Source organism: Micromonospora lutea, from assembly GCF_016863535.1.
Taxonomy (GTDB): Bacteria; Actinomycetota; Actinomycetes; order Mycobacteriales; family Micromonosporaceae; genus Micromonospora; species Micromonospora lutea.
In genome coordinates this window covers 42,393-63,460 of sequence record NZ_BOPB01000009.1, presented here as the reverse complement: position 1 = coordinate 63,460, position 21,068 = coordinate 42,393, and the positions used below count along the sequence as shown (strand labels likewise).

Annotated in this window: 20 protein-coding genes and 3 pseudogenes; 5 read left to right on the top strand and 18 right to left on the bottom strand. The window is 71.5% G+C overall.

Annotated features, from left to right (window positions below; all coding sequences use genetic code 11):
- Positions 1 to 6 precede the first annotated feature (6 nt).
- Positions 7 to 1,446, top strand: a complete 1,440-nt coding sequence (locus Vlu01_RS08200) for an ABC transporter ATP-binding protein (RefSeq protein ID WP_203996174.1) — start codon at positions 7 to 9, stop codon at positions 1,444 to 1,446.
- A complete protein-coding gene (locus Vlu01_RS08195; protein ID WP_203996173.1) occupies positions 1,443 to 2,243 on the top strand; it encodes an energy-coupling factor transporter transmembrane component T family protein in 801 nt (266 codons plus the stop codon). The genes Vlu01_RS08200 and Vlu01_RS08195 overlap by 4 nt, the downstream gene beginning before the upstream one ends.
- Before the next feature lie 93 nt (positions 2,244 to 2,336).
- Here Vlu01_RS08195 and Vlu01_RS08190 read toward each other — a convergent pair whose 3' ends face one another.
- The gene (locus Vlu01_RS08190; RefSeq protein WP_203996172.1) at positions 2,337 to 2,564 is read right to left on the bottom strand and encodes a hypothetical protein; all 228 of its coding nucleotides are present in this window, start codon (positions 2,562 to 2,564) and stop codon (positions 2,337 to 2,339) included.
- A 383-nt stretch (positions 2,565 to 2,947) separates the two neighbouring features.
- Between Vlu01_RS08190 and gnd the strand changes: the two genes are divergently transcribed.
- Entirely contained in the window at positions 2,948 to 4,393 is a 1,446-nt protein-coding gene (gnd, locus tag Vlu01_RS08185; protein WP_203996170.1) for an NADP-dependent phosphogluconate dehydrogenase, read from the top strand.
- Positions 4,394 to 4,480: 87 nt separating this feature from the next.
- Here the strand turns inward: gnd and Vlu01_RS08180 are convergent, their stop codons facing one another.
- The 3 genes from Vlu01_RS08180 to recO form a co-directional block, all read right to left on the bottom strand.
- Positions 4,481 to 4,666, bottom strand: a complete 186-nt coding sequence (locus Vlu01_RS08180) for a hypothetical protein (protein WP_203996167.1) — start codon at positions 4,664 to 4,666, stop codon at positions 4,481 to 4,483.
- 65 nt (positions 4,667 to 4,731) lie between these two features.
- A complete protein-coding gene (locus Vlu01_RS08175; RefSeq protein WP_203997050.1) occupies positions 4,732 to 5,508 on the bottom strand; it encodes an isoprenyl transferase in 777 nt (258 codons plus the stop codon).
- A 32-nt stretch (positions 5,509 to 5,540) separates the two neighbouring features.
- Positions 5,541 to 6,425 carry a DNA repair protein RecO gene (gene recO, locus Vlu01_RS08170; protein WP_239095781.1) on the bottom strand — a complete coding sequence of 295 codons (885 nt, stop codon included), beginning with the start codon at positions 6,423 to 6,425 and terminating at the stop codon, positions 5,541 to 5,543.
- A gap of 126 nt (positions 6,426 to 6,551) precedes the next feature.
- Here recO and Vlu01_RS08165 point away from each other — a divergent pair, with 126 nt between their 5' ends.
- Positions 6,552 to 7,415 carry a DUF4097 family beta strand repeat-containing protein gene (locus Vlu01_RS08165; RefSeq protein WP_239095780.1) on the top strand — a complete coding sequence of 288 codons (864 nt, stop codon included), beginning with the start codon at positions 6,552 to 6,554 and terminating at the stop codon, positions 7,413 to 7,415.
- Here the strand turns inward: Vlu01_RS08165 and Vlu01_RS08160 are convergent.
- From Vlu01_RS08160 to hrcA, 13 genes and pseudogenes are all read right to left on the bottom strand, one after another.
- Positions 7,402 to 8,532 carry an acyltransferase family protein gene (locus tag Vlu01_RS08160; RefSeq protein WP_203996166.1) on the bottom strand — a complete coding sequence of 377 codons (1,131 nt, stop codon included), beginning with the start codon at positions 8,530 to 8,532 and terminating at the stop codon, positions 7,402 to 7,404. The genes Vlu01_RS08165 and Vlu01_RS08160 overlap by 14 nt on opposite strands.
- A 172-nt stretch (positions 8,533 to 8,704) precedes the next feature.
- Entirely contained in the window at positions 8,705 to 9,592 is an 888-nt protein-coding gene (gene era, locus Vlu01_RS08155; RefSeq protein WP_203996159.1) for a GTPase Era, read from the bottom strand.
- Between the two features lie 64 nt (positions 9,593 to 9,656).
- Positions 9,657 to 10,034: a cytidine deaminase-like protein gene (locus Vlu01_RS08150; protein ID WP_203996154.1), complete on the bottom strand. Its 378-nt coding sequence runs from the start codon at positions 10,032 to 10,034 to the stop codon at positions 9,657 to 9,659.
- On the bottom strand, positions 10,027 to 11,409 hold the full coding sequence (locus tag Vlu01_RS08145; protein WP_373307312.1) for a hemolysin family protein: 1,383 nt from the start codon (positions 11,407 to 11,409) through the stop codon (positions 10,027 to 10,029). Before Vlu01_RS08145 ends, Vlu01_RS08150 begins: the two co-directional genes overlap by 8 nt.
- Positions 11,409 to 11,882, bottom strand: a complete 474-nt coding sequence (gene ybeY, locus Vlu01_RS08140) for an rRNA maturation RNase YbeY (RefSeq protein WP_203996152.1) — start codon at positions 11,880 to 11,882, stop codon at positions 11,409 to 11,411. The genes Vlu01_RS08145 and ybeY overlap by 1 nt, the downstream gene beginning before the upstream one ends.
- 13 nt (positions 11,883 to 11,895) lie before the next feature.
- A pseudogene (locus Vlu01_RS27500) lies at positions 11,896 to 12,252 on the bottom strand (PhoH family protein); the annotation flags it as partial.
- Positions 12,253 to 12,516: 264 nt separating this feature from the next.
- Positions 12,517 to 13,065, bottom strand: a pseudogene (locus tag Vlu01_RS27495) (LAGLIDADG family homing endonuclease); the annotation flags it as partial.
- Positions 13,066 to 13,272: 207 nt separating this feature from the next.
- Positions 13,273 to 14,019: pseudogene (locus tag Vlu01_RS27490) on the bottom strand (PhoH family protein); the annotation flags it as partial.
- A gap of 179 nt (positions 14,020 to 14,198) precedes the next feature.
- Positions 14,199 to 15,587 (bottom strand): serine hydrolase domain-containing protein, encoded by a 1,389-nt coding sequence (locus Vlu01_RS08130; RefSeq protein WP_203996142.1) that lies wholly within the window; start codon positions 15,585 to 15,587, stop codon positions 14,199 to 14,201.
- A complete protein-coding gene (locus Vlu01_RS08125) occupies positions 15,584 to 15,943 on the bottom strand; it encodes a histidine triad nucleotide-binding protein (protein WP_203996140.1) in 360 nt (119 codons plus the stop codon). Before Vlu01_RS08125 ends, Vlu01_RS08130 begins: the two co-directional genes overlap by 4 nt.
- Positions 15,944 to 16,025: 82 nt before the next feature.
- Positions 16,026 to 16,760: a 16S rRNA (uracil(1498)-N(3))-methyltransferase gene (locus Vlu01_RS08120; protein WP_203996139.1), complete on the bottom strand. Its 735-nt coding sequence runs from the start codon at positions 16,758 to 16,760 to the stop codon at positions 16,026 to 16,028.
- A 1-nt stretch (position 16,761) separates the two neighbouring features.
- Positions 16,762 to 17,907, bottom strand: a complete 1,146-nt coding sequence (gene dnaJ, locus Vlu01_RS08115; protein ID WP_203996138.1) for a molecular chaperone DnaJ — start codon at positions 17,905 to 17,907, stop codon at positions 16,762 to 16,764.
- A gap of 69 nt (positions 17,908 to 17,976) precedes the next feature.
- Positions 17,977 to 18,999 (bottom strand): heat-inducible transcriptional repressor HrcA, encoded by a 1,023-nt coding sequence (gene hrcA / locus Vlu01_RS08110; RefSeq protein ID WP_203996137.1) that lies wholly within the window; start codon positions 18,997 to 18,999, stop codon positions 17,977 to 17,979.
- A 211-nt stretch (positions 19,000 to 19,210) separates the two neighbouring features.
- Between hrcA and Vlu01_RS08105 the strand changes: the two genes are divergently transcribed.
- Complete coding sequence (locus Vlu01_RS08105) at positions 19,211 to 19,804, top strand: DUF4870 domain-containing protein (RefSeq protein ID WP_203996135.1); 594 nt, start codon at positions 19,211 to 19,213, stop codon at positions 19,802 to 19,804.
- 26 nt (positions 19,805 to 19,830) lie between these two features.
- On the opposite strand, the gene hemW is transcribed toward Vlu01_RS08105, so the two are convergent.
- Positions 19,831 to 21,054, bottom strand: a complete 1,224-nt coding sequence (hemW, locus tag Vlu01_RS08100) for a radical SAM family heme chaperone HemW (RefSeq protein WP_203996133.1) — start codon at positions 21,052 to 21,054, stop codon at positions 19,831 to 19,833.
- Positions 21,055 to 21,068: the final 14 nt, after the last annotated feature.

Here is a 21,068-nt window from a genome sequence, read left to right as displayed (position 1 = left end):
GGTGGGATGGGCGGCGGGGTGCGGCTGCGGGGATTCGGCTGGCGGCACGCGGGACGGCGGGCGTGGGCGGTACGCGGGGTCGACCTGCGGGTGGACCACGGCGAGCGGGTGCTGCTGCTCGGGCCCTCCGGCGCCGGCAAGAGCACGCTGCTGGCCGCGCTGGCCGGGCTGCTGCCCGAGGACTCCGGGGAACCCGAGGGCACGATCGAGATCGACGGCCGACCGGCCGCCGAGGCGCGGGACCGGGTCGGCATCGTCTTCCAGGATCCGCAGTCCCAGCTCGTCATGGCCCGCAGCGGCGACGACGTGGCGTTCGGCCTGGAGAACCGGGGCGTGCCGGCCGAACAGATCTGGCACCGGGTGGACGAGGCGCTGCACCGCGTCGGCTTCCCGTACCACCGGGACCGGCCCACGGCGGCACTCTCCGGCGGCGAGCAGCAGCGCCTCGCCCTGGCCGGCGTGCTGGCGCTGCGTCCCGACCTGCTGCTGCTGGACGAACCCACCGCCAACCTCGATCCGGCGGGCGCCGCCCTGATCCGCGCGGCGCTGGCCCGAGCGGTCGACGCCGACACCACGTTGATCCTGGTCGAGCACCGGGTCGCCGAGGCGCTGCCCCTGGTCGACCGGGTGGTGGTCCTCGAACCCGGCGGTGGCGTCCGCGCCGACGGCCCGCCGGACGCGGTCTTCGCCGCCCACGGCGACGCCCTCGCCGCCGAGGGGGTCTGGGTGCCCGGCCGGGAAATTCCGTCACGCCGCGCCGCCGGCCCGCCCGGCGAGGTGCTGCTCACCGCCGAACGCCTCGGCCAGCCGCCCCGGCTGGCCCCCACCGACCTGACCGTACGCGCCGGAGAGGCGCTCGCCGTGCTCGGACCGAACGGTGCCGGGAAGTCCACCCTGGCACTGCTGCTCGGTGGGCTGCTCAAGCCGGCCACCGGGCGGCTGGCGGCGAGCGCGGAACTGGCCGGGGCCGACTCGCGTAGCGCACCGCACCGGTGGCGGGCACCGGCGTTGACCCGCCGGATCGGCTCGGTGTTCCAGAATCCCGAGCACCAGTTCGTCACCGGCACCGTCTTCGACGAACTGGCCCTGGGCCCGAGGCGGACCGGGGCGTCCGAGTCGGCGGTCCACGACCGCGTGACGGACCTGTTGAGCCGATTGCGGCTGGACCGGCTCGCCGCCGCCAACCCGTACACCCTCTCCGGCGGCGAGGCACGGCGGCTGAGCGTGGCGACTGCCCTGGCCACCGCGCCCCGCCTGCTGATCTGCGACGAACCCACCTTCGGCCAGGACCGGCGCACCTGGCGGGAACTGGTGGACCTCCTCGGCGACCTGCGCGACGCCGGCCACGGCCTGGTCACGGTCACCCACGACGCCGAGTTCGTGGCCGCGCTGGCCGACCGCACGCTGACCCTCGCCCCGCCCGAAGCCGGCCCGGAGCAGCGATGATCACTCTGGAGCCGATCGCTGCGCCGGACGCGCCGCTGGCCCGGCGCAACCCGGTAGCCAAACTGGCCGCCGCGATGCTGTTCGCGTTCCCGCTGATGGCCACGTTGGACCCGGTGGCGCCGGCCATCGCGATCGCCGTGGAGCTGGCGGTGCTGCCGCTGTTCGGGGTGCACCCCGGCCTGCTGGTCCGCCGGGCCTGGCCGCTGCTGGCCGCGGCCGGCGGCATCCTGGTCACCCTGGTGCTCTTCGCCGCCGACCGGTCCGGACGGGTGCTGCTCGACGCGGGGCCGGTGGTGGTGACCTCCGGTGTGCTGGTCACCGCGCTCGGCCTGGTGCTGCGGTTGTTCGCGGTGGCCCTGCCCGGGGTGATCGTCTTCGCCACCACCGACCCGACCGACCTGGCCGACGCGCTGGTACAGAACGCGAAGGCACCCGCCCGGTTCGCCATCGGCGCGCTGGCCGCGTTCCGGTTGGTGCCTCTGCTCGGCCAGGAGTGGCAGATGATCACGATGGCCCGGCGGGCCCGCGGGGTCGAGGCGGGACGCAGCCCGGTGGCCCGACTGCGATTGTTCGTCTCGACAGCGTTCACGCTGCTGGTCGGTGCGATCCGGCGGGGCACCCGGCTCGCCGTGGCGATGGACGCCCGGGGCTTCGACAGCGACGTGCCACGCACCTTCGCCCGCCGGCAGCGGTTCGGCGTGGCCGACTGGCTGCTGATCGTCGGCGCGACGGCGACCGCCGGTGCGGCGCTGGCCGTCAGCGTGGCCCTCGGCACCTTCCGTCCCCTGATCGGCTGACGGCCCTCGGGCCGGGGCCACCCGCTCCAGCACGGCGCAGGGCCGGGCGGGGTGGGGCGTACCCACGCCGCATCCGGCCCTGCGCGCGGACCGTCAGCTACGCCGGAAGGCGTAGCGGCGGACCTGGCCGGTCCGCTGGCCGCGTCCCACGCCGGAGGCTCCGGTGGCCGGCGGACCCGCCTTCGGTGCCGTCGGCGGCACGGCCGGCAGGACGGACATCGGCGCGATCGCGACCTCGTCCAGGTTCGCCGGTGTGACGGCGGCGAGTTCGGCGGAGTGACGGTCGGGACGGGACTTTCGGGAACTGCGCTTGGCGGGCATCTGTGCCTCCTCGCTCGGCCGACGACCAGCAGACGGTGGACGGTCGACCGGGTCGTGGGGACCGCCACCTGGGCGGTCGGGAACGGATGGGACTGCTGCCCGGGACCGACCACGGAAGACACCACCGCCGACGGCGGGTGGACACACGCGGACGCCCGGAAGCACACGGGTCGCGGCTCGACGGCGGCGGACCCGGCTCGGAAAAAGGGGCGTCAGTAGCGCATGTCCGCACGCTATCGGCCCGGAGACGGGGACGCATCCGAATTACGCGTCATGCGCTACGCGACCACCTGATGACCAGCGGTGGGGGGACGGCGCACGACGACCCGGGGCCGCGATACCGTCGCACCACTACAGGTAGACGGCGGAAGGTGGCGACGAGGATGGCGGATCGGGCTACGGCGCAGATCGGTGTGACAGGACTGGCGGTGATGGGCCGCAACCTGGCCCGGAACCTGGCCCGCAACGGGTTCACCGTGGCGTTGCACAACCGCTCGCCGGAGCGGACCCGGTCGCTGGTGGCGGAGCACGGCGACGAGGGGACCTTCGTCCCGACGGAGTCCCTGGCGGACTTCGTCGCCGCGCTGGAGCGCCCCCGCGCAGTGATCATCATGGTCAAGGCGGGCGGTCCCACCGACGCGGTGATCGACGAGTTGGTGCCGCTGCTGGAAGAGGGCGACATCATCATCGACTGCGGCAACGCGCACTTCGCCGACACCCGCCGTCGGGAGGAGACGCTGCGCGGCCACGGGCTGCACTTCGTCGGCACGGGTGTCTCCGGCGGCGAGGAAGGCGCGCTGCTCGGGCCGAGCATCATGCCGGGCGGCTCGGTCGAGTCGTACCAGAAGCTCGGCCCGATCTTCGAGAAGATCGCCGCGCAGGTCGAGGGTGAGCCGTGCTGCCGGCACATCGGGCCGGACGGCGCCGGGCACTTCGTGAAGATGGTCCACAATGGCATCGAGTACGCCGACATGCAGCTCATCGCCGAGGCGTACGACCTGCTGCGGGCGGGGCTCGGCGCGGAACCGGCGGAGATCGCGCAGATCTTCCGGGAGTGGAACGCCGGCGAGCTGGAGTCCTTCCTGATCGAGATCACCGCCGACGTGCTGGCGCACACCGACGCCGCCACCGGGCGGGCGTTCGTGGACGTGGTGCAGGACCGGGCCGAGCAGAAGGGCACCGGCCGGTGGACCGTCCAGATCGCTCTCGACCTGGGCATCCCGATCACCGGCATCGCCGAGGCCACCTTCGCCCGGTCGCTGTCGGGCCACGTCGGTCAGCGCGAGGCCGCGCTGCGGGCCTTCCCCGAGGCCGGCGAGAAGTGGCAGGTCAGTGACCGCGAGGCCTTCATCGAGGATGTCCGCCGGGCGCTGCTGGCCTCGAAGATCGTCGCGTACGCGCAGGGCTTCGACCAGATCCGTGCCGGCAGCGCCGAGTACGACTGGAACATCGACCTGGGTGGCACCGCGACCATCTGGCGTGGCGGCTGCATCATCCGGGCCCGGTTCCTGGATCACATCAAGCAGGCGTACGACGAGCAGCCGGAGCTGCCCACCCTGCTGGTGGCACCGTGGTTCGCCGACACCGTGCGCGACGGCGTGCCGAGCTGGCGACGGGTGGTGGCCGAGGCAGCCCGGGCGGGTGTGCCGGCCCCGGCGTTCGCCTCGTCACTGGCGTACTTCGACGCGCTGCGTGCGGAGCGGCTACCGGCCGCACTGATCCAGGGACTGCGCGACAACTTCGGCGCGCACACCTACCGCCGGGTCGACCGGGACGGCTCGTTCCACACGCTGTGGGCCACGCCGGACCGCGCCGAGGTCGAGGCCTGAGTCAGCCGAAGGATCGTGGTCTACGGCATCTCGCGGTATCCGAGCTCGGATACCGCGAGATGCCGTAGACCCAGGCGACCGGCCGCGTCAGAAGAAGCGGCGGCGCTTGGCGTGCTGTGGGCGGAGCAGATCGGCGCCCTTGTTGAGCAGACGAGTGGCCCGGTTGGAGCCGCGCCGAGACTCCAACGTGTGGCTCAGTTTCCGGGCCCCGGCGGCGGCGACCGGCACCGCGATGGCCATCACCGCCCACTGCCCGATGCGCTTGCGAAGCATATGAGTTCACCTCCGTCAGTGGCTGCTGCCAGCGGTGATACCCACCCTTGCGGTCCGCTAAGCGTTCAGGTGGTCGGTGCCACCGGATTGGGTAACGCGCCGCCGAACCGGCGGTCGCGCTGGGCGTACAACTCGCAGGCGTACCACAGGTGGCGGCGGTCGAAGTCGGGCCAGAGCGTGTCCAGGAAGATCAGCTCAGCGTAGGCGCTCTGCCAGAGCAGGAAGTTCGACGTCCGCTGCTCGCCGGAGGGCCGCAGGAACAGATCCACCTCGGGCACCTCGGGGTGGTAGAGGTACCGCCCGACCGTCTTCTCGGTGACCTTGGCCGGGTCGAGCCGACCGGCAGCCACGTCCCGGGCGATCGCGGCGGCCGCGTCGGCGATCTCCGCCTGCCCGCCGTAGTTGACGCAGAACTGCAGGGTCAGCGTCGAGTTGCCGCGGGACATCTCCTCGGCGGTCTGCAACTCGCTGATCACGCTCTTCCACAGCCGCCCGGCCCGACCAGACCAGACCACCCGCACCCCGAGGTCGACCAGCTGGTCCCGGCGGCGGCGGATGACGTCCCGGTTGAAGCCCATCAGGAACCGCACCTCCTCCGGCGAACGCCGCCAGTTCTCCGTCGAGAAGGCGTACGCCGACAGGTAGGGGATGCCCAGCTCGATGGCGCCCTCGACGGTGTCGAACAGCGAGAACTCCCCCGCCTCGTGGCCCTTGGTGCGGGGCAGCCCGCGCTCCTTGGCCCATCGGCCGTTGCCGTCCATCACCACGGCGACATGGCGGGGTACCGCCCCCGGCGGCAGCTCCGGCGGTCGGGCTCCCGACGGGTGTGGGGTCGGCGGCACCGGCTCACGCCGGCCGGCCCTGGACGATCGGATCACTCGTTACTCTCCCTGTCCACGTCCTGTGACGCCCGGTCGGGCGGCAGCGCTGCACCAGCCGGGGCCACCAGGCCGACGTCACCCGCCGGTCGCCCCGCGCCGGATGCCGACGGCACACCACCCCGGTCGACCAGCGGCAGCGAGCGTAACGCGCGTTCCAGGTGCCATTGCAGGTGCGCCGCGACCAGGCCGCTGCATTCCCGGCGTACCCCATGTTCGGTGGCATCGGCGATCCGCCAGTCACCGACGGTCAGCGCCGACATGAGATCGATGGTGGCCGGGGCCGGGTGCGCGGCCCCCGGTGGCCGGCAGTCCGGGCAGACCGCGCCGCCGGCCGGCACCGAGAAGGCTCGGTGTCGGCCGGGGGTGCCGCAGACCGCGCAGGCGGTCAACGCCGGTGCCCAGCCCGCCAGCGCCATCCCGCGCAGCAGGTACGCGTCGAGCACCAGCGTGGTGGCGTGCTCGCCCTCGGCGAGAGCGCGCAGCGCACCCAGGGTGAGCTGGAACAACCGCAGCGACGGCTCCCGCTCGACCGGGGTGAGGCGCTCGGCGGTCTCGGCGATCGCGCTGGCGGCGGTGTACCGGGGATAGTCACCGAGAAACCGCTTGCCGTAGAGGTCGATTCCCTCGACCTGGCTCACGGTGTGCAGCGAGCTGCCCAACTCCCCCTTGGGGTCGCCGGCCAGTTGCAGGTCGACGTGCCCGAAGGGCTCCAGACGGGCGCCGAACTTCGACGTGGTCCGGCGTATCCCCCGGGCGACCGCGCGAAGCCGGCCGTGCCGCCGGGTGAGCAAGGTGATGATGCGATCCGACTCGCCGAGTTTCTGCACACGCAGCACCACCGCGTCATCGCGGTAGAGCTGTCGGCGGTACCCGGCCATCGCGCCATTCTCCCCTCCGCCCGGAAATCAGGTCCGACCCCGGGTCGGAATTCAGGGTCCGCTCGGGGTCGCCGTGCCGGCGAACCCGGATGCGCACCCGGTGGCGCCGGCCGTAGCGTGCTCGGCATGGCTTCGCACCGGACCATCGCCGTCCCCCGGCCGACCGCCGCAGATCGGCCCACCGCCAAGCGCCACAACGCCGCGCCGCGAGGGAGCACCGCACGCCGAACCGGCATGGCGATCGCCGCGACCGCCGCCCTCATCGTCCTGGTCGGGTGTGACAACCTGTCGTACCGACAGCTGGACTTCGACACCACGGAGTCCGCTCGGATCACCGCGATCCAGGTGCTGCCCGGTTCCGGCGACGTGGTGGTCCGGGCCGACGGCGGGGTGGACGGGGTACGCGTCAAGCGCGTGCTCCGCTACCAGAACAATCAGCCAGACGTCACCTACGAGATCAAGGGCACGGAACTGGTGCTCGACACCTCCTGCGGCGCCCGGTGCAGCCTCTCCTACGAGGTGACGGTCAGTGAGGGAGTGAGCGTACGGGGCGAGACCGGCTCCGGGGACGTCGACCTCAGTCGCGTCGGCCAGGTGGATCTCAAGGTGGGTTCCGGCGACGTGCGGATCGCCGCGGCGACCGACACGGTGCGGGTGGAGACCGGCTCGGGCGACATCAGGGTGTACGACGTGACCGGCCCCGTCGTGGTACGGGCCTCCTCCGGAGACGTGACCGGCAGCCGCCTCGGCGGCGAGGTGGACGCGGAGACGAAGTCCGGCAGCATCTCCCTCGAACTGGACAAGCCCACCTCGGCGCGGGCGCACGCGTCGAGCGGCGACGTCAACGTGACCGTGCCGCAGGGCCCGTACCAGGTCCGATCGAAGGCCGGCTCCGGCCGGCTCGACCTGGGCGTGACCCACGACCCGTCCGCCACGTCCGTGCTCGACCTGCGCACCGGCAGCGGCGACATCAGCGTCATCGCGCGATGACTCCCCCGCCCCGGCCACGCTGTTCCGGTACGCCACCCGAAGCGGGACCACCGCTCGGGTCGTGGTCGTCGCCGACGTGGGGCCTCGCGCGCCGGCGGGTGGATCGCGACGACGGGCGAACGCCGCCGGGAATCAGCTCAGGCGGTCGTTGCGCCGCCACATCCTCGACCCAACCCACCACCGCCGTCACCAGGCCCACCAGCAGGAACACCAGAACAACCCGGATCGCCAGGCCCAGCAGATCCTGATGCGACCAGCCGACCACGTCCACCAGCGGGGTGAGTGCGACCACGAACGCCATGTGCCACAGGTAGACCGTCAACGCCCGCCGGTTCAGCACGGTGACCGCCCGGCCGACCAGGGCGTTACGGTCCACCCAGGCCACGGCCGCCGGTGCCCGGCCCAGTGCCACCAGGATGAACGCGGCTGACCAGAGCGCGTTGCCGAGCGGAATGTCGTTGATGTCGTAGCCACGCGGACCCTGGTGGGTCAGGATCCAGGCACCGCCCACCGCCGCGAGTGCGAACGCGGTCGGCCCGAGCACCCAGACGCTCATTCGGCGCAGCATCCCGCTCTGGTGGGCGAACCCCAACAGCCACGCGCCAAAGTAGAGGCCGAACTCGCGTAGGACGAGCGGCGGGTCCTGGTAGATGCCTATTTCGATGACCAGCAACAGGCAGTACGGAGCGAGCAGGGTCGGCAGTGGAAAGCGACGGAACAGCCACAGGGCGACCGGGGAGGCGAGCACGAACCAGAGGTAGTCACGCAGATACCAGATAGGGCTCAACGCCAGCGCACCCCAGTAGTTCGCCGGCGGATCGGCCACCGGGAAAAGCCAGAGCAGCACTGCCGGGGTGAACGGCAGCCCGGTGAGCAGCATCGCCGGTACGAAGATCGCGGCAACCACCCACAGCGACGGCAACAGCCGCCGTAGTCGCCGGCCGACCGCGGTCGGTCCGGACCGCAGCAGTGACCCGGCCATCAGCGATCCGGCGAGCGCGAACATCACCGACATCGCCGGGAACAGCAGGGTCAGCGAAGCCCAACCGGTGACGTGGTAGACGACGACCCGCACGATGGCCAAGGCGCGCAGCAGGTCCAGGTATCTGTTTCGCATCAGCCTGCATCTGTCTCGGGGGCGCGGAGGCTCTTTCCCCTCCTACCCTCCGATGTCCGCCAGCGAAACAGCCAACGACCCGCTGCGATCGTGAAACTTCCCATATGCCTGACCGGTCCCGATCAGTCGAACCGGCGGCGCTGGTCCGATTCGACCGACCCGCCCGATCCGTTCAGAACCCGAGCTTGCGCAGCTGCTTCGGGTCACGCTGCCAATCCTTGGCCACCCGTACGTGCAGATCGAGGTAGACCTTCGTGCCCAGCAGTTCCTCGATCTGCCGCCGTGCCGCAGTGCCGACACCCTTGAGCCGTGCACCCCGATGCCCGATGATGATCGCCTTCTGACTGGGCCGCTCCACGTACAGATCGGCGTAGATCTTCGTCAGCCGACCTTCCGGAATCATCTCCTCCACCACGACCGCGATGGAGTGCGGCAACTCGTCCCGGACGCCCTCCAGCGCGGCCTCCCGGATCAGCTCCGCCACCAGCACCTGCTCCGGGTCGTCGGTGAGCATGTCGTCCGGGTACAACTGCGGCGACTCGGGAAGATACCGCGTCATCACCTCGACCAGGGTGTCCACCTGGTGCCCGGAGACCGCGCTGACCGGAACGATCTCCGCGAATTCCCCCAGCTCGCTCACGGCCAGCAGCTGCTCAGCCAACCGCTTGCGGTCGACCAGGTCGGTCTTGGTGACCACCGCCAGCACGGTCGCCTTCAACTCGGCCAACTCCCCGGTGATGAACCGGTCGCCCCGGCCGATCGGCTCGTCGGCCGGAATACAGAGGCCGATGACGTCGACCTCGCTCCAGGTCTGCCGGACGAGGTCGTTCAGCCGCTCACCCAGCAGGGTGCGGGGACGGTGCAGCCCCGGGGTGTCCACCAGTACGAGCTGCGACTCCGGCCGATGCAGCACCGCCCGGATGACATGTCGGGTGGTCTGCGGCTTGTTCGACGTGATCGCGATCTTCTGCCCGACGATGGCGTTGGTCAGGGTGGACTTGCCGGCGTTGGGACGCCCGACGAAACACGCGAAACCCGCGCGATAGGCGCGCTCACTCATGCCGGCGCTCCGGCGCACCCGCCGGCCCGCGGCCACCACGCACTGAACCCGACGCTGCCTTCGCTCATTCGGTCACCGTGCCGAGCACCGTGCCGTCCGGCCCGGCCACGTGCACCGGCGCGTCGGCGGCCAGGTCACGTACGGCCGCGTACCCGGCACCGTCCAGCGTCGACGCCTCGGTCACCACCACCGCGGCCTCCAGCCGGGTGGCCCCTGCGGCAGCCGCCGAGGCGACCGCCAGTTGCAGCGCGGTGATCGTCAGCGACGGCAACGACACGCTGGCCGCCGCGTAGGTCCGGCCGTCCTGGTCCCGGACCGCGGCACCCTCCACGGCGCCCACCCGTCCCCGGGCACCCCGGGCGAGGATGACCAGCTTGCTGTCCTCGGCACTCAGTTCGGAGCCGGTGGACCGGGCGGCCGGTACGGCGGGTGACTCAGGCATCAGCGGGCTGCCTCTCCTCGGATCGGTCGTTGTCGGAACGGGAGGCGGTCGGCGTGCCGCCCGGGTCGTCAGGCGTGTCTGTCGGCTCGACCCGGCGCACCAGCACCGTGTCGATCCGGTTGCGGCGGCCGGTGGTGCCCTCGGCGACCAGTCGCAGCCCGGCCACCTCGACCTGCGCACCCGGGATCGGCACCCGCCCCAGGGACTGCGCGAGCAGACCACCCACGGTCTCCACCTCGTCGTGCGGCAGCTCGGTGTCGAACAGCTCGCCGAGATCCTCGACCGGCAGTCGGGCGGTCACCCGCACCGCACCATCGGGCAGCTGCTCGACCGGTGGGCGCTCGACGTCGTACTCGTCGGTGATCTCTCCGACGATCTCCTCAAGAATGTCCTCGATGGTGACCAGGCCGCCGGTGCCGCCGTACTCGTCCACCACGATGACCAGGTGATTGCGGGCGGCCTGCATCTCCGACAGCAGGTCGTCGACGGCCTTGGACTCGGGCACGAACGTCGCCGGCCGCATCAGCTCGGCCACCGGCAGCTGACGGTCCTCGGCGGCCCCGCCCTGGGTGCGCTGGATCAGGTCCTTGAGGTAGAGGATGCCGAGCACGTCGTCGACGCTCTCGCCGATGACCGGAATCCGGGAGAAGCCGGAGCGCAGGAACAGCGCGAGTGCCTGGGAGAGGTTCTTACCCGACTCGATCCACACCATCTCGGTTCGCGGCACCATCACCTCGCGGGCGATGGTGTCACCGAGGGCGAAGACCGAATGGATCATCTGCCGCTCACCGTGCTCCACCACACCCCGCTGCTCGGCGAGGTCGACCAGTTCACGCAACTCGACCTGGGTGGCGAAGGGCCCCTCCCGGAATCCACGCCCGGGGGTGACCGCGTTACCGATCAGGATCAGCAGGGAGGCCAACGGGTTGAGCACCCGGCCCAGCCAGCGCACCAGCGGCGCCGCCGAGCGGCCCACCACGTACGCGTGCTGCCGGCCCAGGGTACGCGGGCCGACGCCGACCACCACGAAGCTGACCACGGTCATCGCTCCGGCGGTCACCAGCGCCGCACGCCAGCCCGCGCCGAAGGTGTCCACCGCCACCAGCGCCACCAGCGTGGTGGCGGTCAACTCGGCAAGCAGCCGGAGCAGCAGCAGGAGATTGAGGTGCCGGACCACGTCACCGGCGACCGTCTGGAGCGTCCGGGCGCCCCGGAGCCCCTCGCGGGCCAGTTCGGCCGCCCGGGCCGGGGAGACCGCGGCCAGAGCGGCCTCGGTCATCGCGATCAGGCCGGCGAGCACCACCAGCCCGGCAGCGAACACGAGCAGTTGCAGGTCGGGTAGGCCGGTGGCGGCCGCGGCCAGCGGAGTGTCCATCACCGGGAGCGGGCCGACCGCCAGCTCGCCAGCAACCGGGCCTGGAGCCCGAACATCTCCCGCTCCTCCTCCGGCTCCGCGTGGTCGTAGCCGAGCAGGTGCAGGACACCGTGCACGGTGAGCAGGTGCAACTCGTCAGCGGTGCGGTGCCCGGCGGTCGCGGCCTGCTTCGCCGCCACCTCCGGGCAGAGCACGATGTCGCCGAGCAATGCCGGTTCGCCACCGGCGGCGGCGCTCTCTCCCGGCCCGTGGTCGACGCTGCCCTCGTCCATGGGGAAGGCCAGCACGTCGGTCGGGCCGTCACCGCCCATCCAACGATGGTTCAGCTCGGTCATGTAGTCGACGTCGACGAGCAACACGGAGAGTTCGGCGAGCGGGTTGACCCCCATCTCGTCGAGCGCGTGCCGGGCGACGGCGAGCACGGCGTCGGTGTCGACCTCGGCACCGGACTCGTTGGCGATCTCGATGGACAACTGTCTTCCCTCGTTAGCGGCGCCGGCCACCGCGGTTGCCCTGGGCGCTACGCCCGGACACCGCGTGCACACCCTGCGCCTGCTGGTTCTCGGCGTCCCACCGCGCGTACGCGTCGACGATCTCCCCGACCAACCGGTGACGTACCACGTCGGCGCTGGACAGCTGCGCGAAGTGCACGTCCTCGACGCCTTCCAGGATCTCGCGTACGACCCGCAGCCCGCTGGTCGTGCCGCCGGGCAGGTCGACCTGGGTGACGTCGCCGGTGACCACGATCTTGGAGCCGAAGCCGAGCCGGGTGAGGAACATCTTCATCTGCTCGGGCGTGGTGTTCTGCGCCTCGTCGAGAATGATGAACGCGTCGTTGAGCGTGTTGTGCGTGACCAGGAAGTCATCGGTGACGTACAGCGAATCCTCCGCCGCCACCTGGATGCACATCGTCTCCTGGACACCAGCGGGGACGATCGAGTCGATGAAACGCATCGGCCGGCCGCCGCCGCACTCCTCGTACCGCTGGCGCTTACGCGACAACCGGAACGGCGCTACGCCCTCCGGCAAGCGGATCTCCACGACATATGCGTCCGACCGGTACGCGACCGGTCGACCGTTGGCCAGGCCAGGCTTGCGCCCTTCGGCCACCCGAACACGCCACGTCGCCACGCCACCGAGTGACTGGACCAGGTGGACGACGTCGTCACGCAGTCGGGGAGAGGTGGTCGAGTACTGCACCCGGCAGGTACGTCCCGCCTGGACGACCGGCCCGCCGTCGGTGTCCAGCAGCCCTTGCAGGACGGCCAGTCGGACATCGGCGCTGTTCCGGAGATATACGGACGGCACGAACTTGGTGCCCGACTTCGTGCCGGCCAGACCCAGCTCGCGGAGCGCGACCGTCACCGGGTTGGCGACGATCACACCGCCGCGGTGACCCTTGGTGTGCCGGAGGACATAGTCGTATTCGCTCTCGCGGTGCAGCTCGATGTCGACGAGGTTGTCCTCGATCGCCAGGGCGAGTTCAGGGTCCGCCGTGGTGAACCCCGGCGTCGTGCGGCACGAGATCGACCCGTCACCGAGCAGCAGGCCGAGGACGTACGGATCGAGCGGAACGTCCTGCGGCTCCAGCTGGACCGGAGCCACCACCGGCAGTTCGTAACGGCGGAGGTGACCCCGCCGCTCCTGCCCGATCATTTCCTGGGTCTCCAGCGTGCGTCGGCGACCACGCCGCTTGTCCTCGGGCGTGGCGACCGTCCAGAGGTGCTCACCGCAGCACAGGGTGGAGGCCCCGTCCTGGGTGGTCACCCGGTAGACCTGCTTGGGCCCCTGCGGGTAGATCCCGATCACCGGGGTCGGCATGCCGTTCGAGCCGATCACGAGATCGCCGACCTGGAGTGAGCCGAACCGCTTGAAGCCTTCCGGCGTCAGCACGCGGGCGTCGTACGGCTGCGCCCGACCCCTCATATATGCCAGCGGGGCGACCTCGATCGTGCCGGCGGCCATCAGCTTCGGGATGGTCTCCGGGTCGAGCATGTCGTGCAGGGCGTCGTAGAGCGGACGCAGGTAGGGGTCGATCTTCTCGTTGAGCGTGCCGGGCAGGAAGCCCAGCCGCTCGCCCGCTTCCACCGCCGGCCGGGTCAGGATGATCCGGTTGATCTGCTTGGCCTGCAACGCCTGCACCGCCTTGGCCATGGCGAGGTATGTCTTACCGGTGCCCGCCGGGCCGATGCCGAAGACGATGGTGTGTCCGTCGATCGCGTCGACGTAGCGCTTCTGCCCGAGCGTCTTGGGGCGGATGGTGCGCCCGCGCCGGGAGAGGATGTTGAGGGTGAGCACCTCGGCGGGTCGCTCCGTACCACCCTGTTCGAGCATGCCGACGGTACGACGGACGGCATCTGTGGTCAGGGTCTCGCCTTTCTCGATGAGTTCGAGCAACTCGCTGAAGAGCCGCTCGGCGAGAGCGTTGTCGGCGGGAGCGCCGGTGATGGTGATCTCGTTGCCACGCACGTGCACGTCACTGTTCACCGAGCGCTCGACCAGTCGCAGGATCTCGTCACCCGCGCCGAGCAGGCTGACCATGATCTTCGAGTCGGGGACCGTGATCCTGGTCTGCACCCGGGGCGGGCCGGGAGGTGGGGTGCCGGTCATAGGTCGGGCCGGAGGGCCCTGCGCCACCTGCTCTCGATCTCGGCGCCGGGCCTGTGGCACGGCGTGCGGACGTTGCCTCCATCGTATCGGGTCGACCGCGCGGACACGCTGCCCATTTCCCCCGCCATGACCTCCCGCACCACCTGACAAAGCGGGCATTCATCTCAGTTGCGCCTCGGTCAGGCGCGGAAGTCGAAACCCTCGAAGGTCTCCTGACGGCGGGTGAACCGGTACGTCGCCCAGTGCATCCGAACCACCACGCCAGCGGAGTCCCGGGTCAGTCGGAGCAGCTCACCGCACTCCCGGCCGGAAACGGTCCGGAACACGTCCGGTCGCTGCGGCACCGGGGCGAACACCGCGGGCGGCTTGCCTGGTGGGTCACCGGCGCCACGGGCCCGCAGGGCCCCGTCGTGCCACGAGAAGACGTACTCGAAGCCCTCGCCCCACCAGCGGCCGAGCAGCCCCCGCAGCTCCGGCGGCGCGGGATCGCCGGGACGCCACGGCTCGATGTCGGCCGGGTCGTGCTCGACCGCCGCGGCGAGCAGCCGGTGCGGCAGCTCCAGCAACTCGACGGCGGTGCCGGAGGAGCCCAGCACAGCAGCGCCGAAGGCCGCCGGGGTGCCCTCGCCGCCCCGCCGGCCGTACACGCCGGCGAGGAAGCCGGGCATCGCCCCGTCGTGCCCGACGTGCACCACCCGCTCCCCCTGCGGCACCAGGATCAGCCCGAGACCGAACCCGCCGGCCCACACCGCCTCGTCGGTGACCGTCAGCGGCCAACGCATCTCGTCCAGGGTGGCCGATGCGAGCACCCGGCCCGCCGCGTCCACCGTCGTCGGGTCGGCCAGGAAGGCGGCCCACCGGGCCATGTCCGTGGCGGTGCTCCACAGTTGCGCGGCAGGCCCCACCGCGCCGAAGTCGGTGGGCGGTTCCGGATGCGCCTCGTCGGAGTACGCGTCGACCAGGAACCCGGTCGCGGCGCGCGGGCCCGGGGCGACCGTGGTCGCGGTCAACCCGAGTGGCGTCAGCACCCGCTCGGTCAACACTTCCGCCCAGGTGCCGCCGCGCACCTGCCCGACCAGGCGGCCGAGCAGGGCCATGCCGAGGTTCGAGTAGTGGTAGCGGCGCCCGGTCGGCAACACCCGCTCGGCCCGGGCCAGTTCGGCGAGCAGTTGGTCGGCGTCCGGCGCGCGCAGCGTGTCCCAGACGTCGCCGTACGGCTCCCGTTGCAGCCCGGCCGTGTGCGAGAGCAGTCGACGCACGGTCAGCTCACCGTGTGCCGGCAGGTCGAGATGCCGGCGCAGCGGGTCGTCGAGGTCGAGCAGTCCGTCGTCGCGACACTGCAGGACCAGGACGGCGGTGAAGGTCTTGGTCACCGAACCGATCCGGAACCGGGTCTGCTCGTCCAGGGCCGTGTCGTTGCCGGTGCCGCCAGCGGTGCACGTCCACAGCGGCCGGTCGGCACGGTGCACCGCGGCCGAGACCGCCGGCACCCGGGCCTGCGCCTGCACCTGCCGCACCATCCGGTCCAGGCGACCGGCGGCGGAGGTCTGGCCGGCGGCCAGGGTCATCCGAGACTCCGGGCCAGCATCGGTCCCAGTGGTGCACCGCCCAACACGTGCGCGTGCACGTGGAAGACCTCCTGACCGCCGTGCGCACCGGTGTTGAACATCAGCCGGAACCCGTCGCCGAGCAGCCCCTCGTCCTCGGCCACCGCGGCGGCCGTGGCCAGCACCTCGCCGGCCAGCGTCGGGTCACTCTGGCTGAGCGTGGCCACGTCCGCGTAGTGCTCCTTCGGCACCACCAGCACGTGTACCGGCGCCTTCGGGTCGATGTCCCGGAAAGCGAGCGTGGTGGGCGTCTCACGGACCACGGTGGCCGGAATCTCCCCGGCGACGATGCGGCAGAACAGACAGTCGGTTCCCATCCCGGCAGTGTAAGGAAGGGCCCCTTGTTAACGTCTCCGGTATAGGAAGGGCCCCTTGCTAACGGCAAGCGTCCGCCGCGACTCACCAGCGCAGCAGGCGGGTGGCGAGGACCGCCAGAGCGGCCACGCCGGCGGTGGAGGTACGCAGCACCGAGGTGCCGAGCCGCACCGGCCGGGCGCCGGCTTCCTGGAAGGCCGACAACTCGTCCGGGGTGATGCCGCCCTCCGGCCCCACCACCAACACGATTTCGCCGTGCTCGGGCAGCTCGACGGTGGTCAGTCGGTCGGTCGCCTCCTCGTGCAGCACGTACCCGGCCGCTGCCCCGGCGATTCGACGCGCCACCGAGGCGGTGGCCTCGTCCGGCGCCCCGGCCACCACCGGCAGCCACGCCCGTCGGGCCTGCTTCGTCGCCTCGCGGGCGGTGGCGACCCACCGGCTGCGGGCCCGTACGCCCCGCTCGCCGCGCCACTGCACCACCGAGCGGCTCGCCGCCCAGGGGACCATCTCGTCCACTCCGGCCTCGGTCATCGCCTGCACGGCCAACTCGCCCCGGTCGCCCTTGGCGATGCCCTGGACCACCACCAGGCGGGGGTTCGCCGCGTCGACGTACCCCCGGTCGATCACGTCGAGGTCGAGGGTGCCCCGGCCGACGGCGGTGACCACGGCGCTGGCCGTGCCGCCCCGGCCGTCGGCGAGCAGCACCCGCTCGCCGACGCGCAGCCGTTGCACGGTCGCGGCGTGGTGGCCCTCGGGACCATCCAGCACCAGTGCGGCGGCGGTCGGCAGCGACTCGACCAGGAACAGCGGGGCGGACACGTCAGGCGTGGCCGTTGAAGGCGTCGCGCATCCGGGAGAAGAAGCCGCCCTGCTTGGTCAGCTCGGCGACCTCCTCACCGCGGGTCTTGGCGAACTCGCGCAGCATCCGCTCCTGCTCGGCGTCGAGCTTGGTGGGGGTACGCACGTCCAGGTGGACGTAGAGGTCGCCCCGCCCGGTTCCGCGCAGGTGCGGTACGCCACGGGCCCGCAGCCGCAGGGTGCTCCCCGGCTGGGTGCCCGGCTTGACGTCGACCGGTTCCTCGCTGTCGAGCGTCTTGATGGTCAGCCGGGTGCCGAGCGCGGCGGCGGTCATCGGCACGGTGACCCGGCAGTGCAGGTCGTCACCTTTGCGGGAGAAGACGTCGTGTGGCCGTTCGTGGATCTCCACGTAGAGGTCCCCGGCGGTGCCGCCGCCCGGGCCGACCTCACCCTGCTGGGCGAGGCGGATGCGCATCCCGTCCTCCACCCCGGCGGGGATCTTGACGGTCAGCGAACGGCGGGTGCGTACCCGGCCGTCACCGGCGCAGGTCGGGCAGGGGTGCGGAATGGTGGTGCCGTAGCCCTGGCAGACGGTGCACGGCCGGGCGGAGACCACCTGGCCGAGGAAGGTGCGCTGCACCGACTGCACCTCGCCCCGGCCGCCGCACGCCTCACAGGTGGCCAGGTGGGTGCCGGCGGCGGTGCCGGCGCCGGAGCAGGTGGTGCAGAGCACGGCGGTGTCGACGGTGATCGGCGCCTCGACGCCGAAGGCGGTCTCCTGGAGGTCCAGCTCCAGGCGCAGGATCGCGTCGGCGCCGGGGCGGGTACGCGGTCGCGGGCCTCGTCCGGCGCCGGTGGCACCGCCGAAGAACGCGTCCATGATGTCCTGGAAGCCGACGAAGGGGCCCGCCCCGCCGGGGCCACCCGGACCACCGGGACCACCCCCGCCCGGTGCCAGCGGATCACCGCCCAGGTCGACAATCTGCCGTTTCCGATCGTCCGAGAGGACCTCGTACGCGGCGTTGATGTCTTTGAACTTCTCCTGTGCCTCCGGGTCCGGATTCACGTCCGGATGGAACTGGCGCGCCAGCTTGCGGTAGGCACGCTTGATCTCGTCATCGGAGGCACCCTTGCTCACGCCGAGAATGCCGTAGTAGTCCCTGGCCACTGCGTTCCGTGTCCTCGTGTTCGTCTCGAGTTACGCCGCCGGCGGCAGCCTGCCGTCGGCCCTGACTGGTCAGTTCTGGGCCAGCAGCTCGCCCACGTAGCGTGCCACGGCCCTCACCGTGGCGATGGTTCCGGGGTAGTCCATCCGGGTCGGTCCCAGCACGCCCATCCCCCCGACGATGGTCGTGCCCGGGCCGTATCCGGTGCTGACCACGGAAGCAGCCCGTAGGTTGTCGATCTCGTTCTCGTCGCCGATGCGCACCCGCAGGGTGCTCGGCTCCACCTCGCCGATCAGCTTGAGCAGCACGACCTGCTCCTCAAGTGCCTCCAGGATGGGGCGCAACGAGCCCTGGAAGTCCAGCAGGCCGCCCCGGGCGAGATTGGCGGTGCCGGCCAGGGCGAGTCGTTCCTCGTGCCGTTCGACAAGGGTCTCCAGCAGCACCGTGGACAGGGTCGTCATGGCCGGGCGCAGGTGCGGCGGAGAGTCCTCGATGAGAGCCTGCACCAGCGGCGGGGTCTCCGACAGGAACACGCCGACCAGTTTTTCGTTGACCAGCCGGCGCAGGTCCAGGACGTCGTCGGCGGGAATCGGTGCGGGCATCTCGACCAGCCGCTGCTCGACGCGGCCGGTGTCGGCGATCATCACCAGCATCAGCCGGGTGGTGGAGATCGGCACCAGTTCCAGGTGACGCACCCGGGATCGGGCCAGGCTCGGGTACTGCACGACGGCGACCTGCCGGGTCAGTTGCGCCAGCAACCGCACCGTGCGGTGCACCACGTCGTCGAGGTCGACGGCGCCGGCCAGGAAGCGCTCGATCGCCCGACGCTCGGCCGGGCTGAGCGGCTTGACCCGGCTCAGCCGGTCCACGAAGAGCCGGTAGCCGCGATCGGTGGGCACCCGCCCCGCGCTGGTGTGCGGCTGGCGGATGTAGCCCTCCTCCTCCAGCACGGCCATGTCGTTACGGACCGTGGCCGGCGAGACACCCAACTGGTGCCGCTCGACGAGTGACTTGCTGCCGACCGGTTCCTGGGTGGCGACGTAGTCCTCGACGATCGCCCGGAGCACCGCGAGCTTGCGGTCGTCCAGACCCATCCCTCCCCACCTCCTGTCGCAGGTCAGCATTGGGTGTCACGGCCACCAGAGCAACACTCTGGCACTCGACTGTAGCGAGTGCCAGTCTACGTCGGCGCCCCCGCCGACGCGATGATCAAGTCATCACGCTCGTCATCGGACCGATCGGCGGGTTGACACTGGCCGGTGTCGCTCTGGTGCGACGTTGCCGGTGACACCTACCGTGACCTCCATGACAGAACCACCTCGTCCGCCGGACTCCGGCGACGAACCCACGACACCACTGTCCGGCTCGCCTGGCCAGGGCGGCTATCCCCCACCCGGCGGCTACCCACCCCCCACCGGCGACCAGCCACCGCCGGCCGGCTATCCCCCACCCGGCGGTTACCCGCCGCCCGGTGGTTACCCCCCACCCGGAGCGCCCGGTGTCGGCTACCCGACCGGCGGTCACGGCACACCCGGTGGTGGCTACGCCAACAACGAGGACAAGACCTGGGCCCTGGTCGCCCACTTCGGCGGCCCGCTCGGCGTGATCATCGGTGCCGGGCTCTTCGGCTGGGTGGCGCCGCTGATCGCGATGCTGGCCCGCGGACAGCAGTCCCCGATTGTCCGGGCACACTCCGTGGCCGCGCTGAACTACCAGCTCACCTGGGCCATCATCGGCGTGCTGAGCTGGGTGCTCGCCACGATCACCTGCGGCATCCTGTTCTTCGCCCCGATCATCGCTGGGATCGTGCCGGTGATCTTCGGCATCATCGGCGGGGTCAAGGCCAACGACGGAGTCCTCTACCAGTACCCGATGAGCTACTCGTTCGTGAAGCGCTGACCGACGGGATCACCTGGTGACGGGGGTCAGGGCAGCAGGTCGCGGACCACGGCGTCGGCGAGCAGCCGGCCGCGCAGGGTGAGCACGGCGCGGCCGGCTGCGTGAGCCGGCTGGGCGAGCAGACCCTCGGCCACTGCCCGCGCCGCGCCGGCTCGCCCGGCGTCGGTCAGCACGTCCAACGGCAGGCCGGACGCCAGCCGCATTCGGAGCATGACCTCCTCCATGTGCGCCTCGTCGCCGGTGAGCACCTCCCGGGCCTGCCCGGGAGACTCCCCGGTGACCAGGCGTTTCGCGTACGCCGCCGGATGCTTGACGTTCCACCAGCGCACTCCGCCGACGTGGCTGTGCGCCCCGGGCCCCAAGCCCCACCAGTCGCCCCCGGTCCAGTAGAGCAGGTTGTGCCGGCAACGAGCGTCCGGTGTGCGGGCCCAGTTGGAGACCTCGTACCAGGAGAAACCGGCGGCGTCGAGGGCGGACTCGGCAGCCAGGTACCGGTCCGCGGCCACGTCCTCGTCCGGGTATGGCAGTTCGCCACGGCGCATCCGGGCGGCCAGCCGGGTGCCGTCCTCGACGATCAGGGCGTACGCGCTGACGTGGTCCACGCCCGCGTCCACCACCTGGTCCAGCGAGGCGACGAAGTCCTCGGCCCGCTCCCCCGGCGTCCCATAGATCAGGTCGAGATTGACGTGGTCGAACCCGGCGTCGCGGGCCTCCAGCGCGGCGGCGGTGGCCCGGCCGGCGTGGTGTCGACGGTCGAGCACGGCGAGCACCCCGGGCGCGGCCGACTGCATGCCCAGCGAGATCCGGGTGTAGCCGGCCGCGCGCAGCTCCTGCAGCGAGGTGGGCGTCACCGACTCCGGGTTGGCCTCGGTGGTCACCTCCGCGTCGGCCGCCAGTCCCCAGGTCCGGTCGATGGCGTCGAGGATCCGGGCCAGGTCGGAGGCGGGCAGCAGGGTGGGGGTGCCGCCACCGACGAAGACCGTGTCCACCCGGCTCGGCGGGGCCTCGCCGAGCACCCGGGCGGCGAGCGTCAGCTCCGCCAGCACGGCGTCGGCGTAACCCTCCCGGCTCGCGCCACCGCCCAACTCGTCGGCGGTGTACGTGTTGAAGTCGCAGTAGCCGCAGCGGCTCGCGCAGAACGGCACGTGCACGTACACCCCGAAACCCCGGGCGCCGACGGACGCGCGGGCGGAGGCGGGCAGTGACCCGTCGGCGGGGACGGGCTCGCCTGCTGGAAGGACGCCGGGCATGGCCACTAGTGTGC

Bases quoted from the DNA above. Each gene is read 5' to 3' on its own strand.
- Vlu01_RS08150 (WP_203996154.1), bottom strand. From the start codon at position 10,034: ATGCCTGAGTCACCCGCCGTACCGGCCGCCCGGTCCACCGGCTCCGAA.
- Vlu01_RS08165 (WP_239095780.1), top strand. From the start codon at position 6,552: ATGGCTTCGCACCGGACCATCGCCGTCCCCCGGCCGACCGCCGCAGAT.
- Vlu01_RS08145 (WP_373307312.1), bottom strand. From the start codon at position 11,409: ATGGACACTCCGCTGGCCGCGGCCGCCACCGGCCTACCCGACCTGCAA.
- Vlu01_RS08180 (WP_203996167.1), bottom strand. From the start codon at position 4,666: ATGCTTCGCAAGCGCATCGGGCAGTGGGCGGTGATGGCCATCGCGGTG.
- Vlu01_RS08200 (WP_203996174.1), top strand. From the start codon at position 7: ATGGGCGGCGGGGTGCGGCTGCGGGGATTCGGCTGGCGGCACGCGGGA.
- era (WP_203996159.1), bottom strand. From the start codon at position 9,592: ATGAGTGAGCGCGCCTATCGCGCGGGTTTCGCGTGTTTCGTCGGGCGT.
- Vlu01_RS08130 (WP_203996142.1), bottom strand. From the start codon at position 15,587: ATGACCCTGGCCGCCGGCCAGACCTCCGCCGCCGGTCGCCTGGACCGG.
- Vlu01_RS08195 (WP_203996173.1), top strand. From the start codon at position 1,443: ATGATCACTCTGGAGCCGATCGCTGCGCCGGACGCGCCGCTGGCCCGG.
- Vlu01_RS08125 (WP_203996140.1), bottom strand. From the start codon at position 15,943: ATGGGAACCGACTGTCTGTTCTGCCGCATCGTCGCCGGGGAGATTCCG.
- recO (WP_239095781.1), bottom strand. From the start codon at position 6,425: ATGGCCGGGTACCGCCGACAGCTCTACCGCGATGACGCGGTGGTGCTG.
- hemW (WP_203996133.1), bottom strand. From the start codon at position 21,054: ATGCCCGGCGTCCTTCCAGCAGGCGAGCCCGTCCCCGCCGACGGGTCA.
- Vlu01_RS08190 (WP_203996172.1), bottom strand. From the start codon at position 2,564: ATGCCCGCCAAGCGCAGTTCCCGAAAGTCCCGTCCCGACCGTCACTCC.
- hrcA (WP_203996137.1), bottom strand. From the start codon at position 18,999: ATGGGTCTGGACGACCGCAAGCTCGCGGTGCTCCGGGCGATCGTCGAG.
- Vlu01_RS08105 (WP_203996135.1), top strand. From the start codon at position 19,211: ATGACAGAACCACCTCGTCCGCCGGACTCCGGCGACGAACCCACGACA.
- gnd (WP_203996170.1), top strand. From the start codon at position 2,948: ATGGCGGATCGGGCTACGGCGCAGATCGGTGTGACAGGACTGGCGGTG.
- Vlu01_RS08160 (WP_203996166.1), bottom strand. From the start codon at position 8,532: ATGCGAAACAGATACCTGGACCTGCTGCGCGCCTTGGCCATCGTGCGG.